At 61.3% G+C, this 1,872-nt stretch carries 1 protein-coding gene; it reads right to left on the reverse strand.

The features are described from left to right. Nucleotides 1-1,872 (reverse strand): efflux RND transporter permease subunit (locus tag AC1D0Z_RS20705; RefSeq protein ID WP_477660044.1); only part of this gene is annotated, 1,872 nt, incomplete at both ends.

Here is a 1,872-nt window from a genome sequence, read left to right on the forward strand (position 1 = left end):
TCTTGCCCTGGGCATTGCCGGTGTTCAGCGTGGCCAGCGTGTACTTCACTTCTGGAAACTCGCGGATGATGGCTTCCACCTGCCGCGCCTTGGCCTCGGTGGTTTCCAGTGACGAGCCCACCGGCGTGTAGAAGTTGAGCGAGGTTTCCGAGAAGTCGGCCTTGGGCACGAACTCTGTGCCCAGCAGCGGCACCATAAAGATGCTGGTGACAAAAATCACCACGGCCAGGGCCAGCGTGGCCAGCTTGTGGCTCAATGACCAGCGCAGGATGCCCTGGTAGCTGTTGCTCAACGAGTCGGTGGCGTGGTCAAACCAGCCGGTGACGCGGCCTATGGTTTTGTCGTAGAAAGTAACGGGCGCATGGCGCTTGCCGTGCGCTTCTATCGAAGGGTCGTGCCAGATGCTGGAGAGCATCGGGTCCAGCGTAAAACTCACAAACATCGAGATCAGCACCGCCGCCACGATGGTCACGCCGAACTCATGGAAGAACTTGCCGATGATGCCGCCCATGAAGCCAATCGGCAGGAACACGGCGACGATGGAGAACGTGGTGGCCAACACCGCCAGGCCGATCTCCTGCGTGCCGTCGAGCGAAGCCTGGTAAGGGCCCTTSCCCATCTGCACATGGCGCACGATGTTCTCGCGCACCACAATCGCGTCGTCGATCAGCAGGCCCACGCACAGCGACAGCGCCATCAGCGTGATCATGTTGATGGTGAAGCCGAACAGGTTCATGAACAGGAAGGTGCCGATGATGGAGATCGGCAGCGTGAGCCCGGTGATCACCGTGGAGCGCCACGAGTTCAGGAACAGGAAAACAATCAGCACCGTCAGCAACGCGCCTTCAATCAGCGTGCGGCGCACGTTTTCAACGGCCACGCGAATCGGCCGCGAGCCGTCGGTGATCAGTTCCAGCCGTGCACCGGGCGGCAGTTGCGGCTGGATGTCCTTGATTGCCTGGTTCAGGCCATCCACCACGGCAATGGTGTTTTCGTCCTGCGCTTTTTGCACCGACAGCAGCAGCGTGCGCTGGCCGTTGTACAGCGCCAGGCTGTCGATTTCCTGCGCGCCGTCGGCAATGCGCGCCACCTGGTCCACCGTGACCGGCGCAGCGCCCTTGCGCGCCACGATGATTTTTCCGAAATCTTCGGGCCGCTTCATGCGTGCATCGATCTTGACGACCCGCTCCTGCTGCAGCGAGCGGATCGCGCCTACGGGCAGGTCCTGGTTTTCGTTGCGCACGGCGTTGACCACCTGGTCAGCCGTGATGCCCAGCGACTCCATGGCCTGCGGATTCAGGTAGACGTTGATCTCGCGCTTGGTGCCGCCCACCAAAGTGACGGAGCCCGCGCCGCGCACGTTCTCCAGGCGCTTTTTCAAGACCTGATCAGACCAGTTGGTGAGCTCCACGGCCGACATGGCATTACCGCTTTGGGCATTGGGCAATACTGCAACGGACCAGATCGCCCGGCTCGCCGGGTCGAAGCGCAGCACGCGCGGCTCTTTCACTTCATCGCGAAAATTGGGCCGGATGGCGGCGATTTTTTCGCGCACATCTTCGGCGGCCCGGCGCCCGTCGATATAGAGCTGGAACTCCATGATGACGACCGCCTGGCCTTCGTAGCTGCGCGAGGTCAGCGCGTTGATGCCGGCGATCGAGTTGACGCCTTCTTCAATTTTTTTGGTGACTTCGCTTTCAACGATCTCGGGCGAAGCGCCCGGGTATTCGGCGGTGATGACGACCACCGGGAAGTCGATGTTGGGGAACTGGTCGACCTGCATGCGCTGGTACGAAAACAGCCCCAGCACCACGATGGCCAGCATGACCATGGTGGCGAACACGGGATTCCTGAGGCTGACCTGCGTAAACC

The organism is Polaromonas sp. P1_E3, assembly GCF_056405935.1.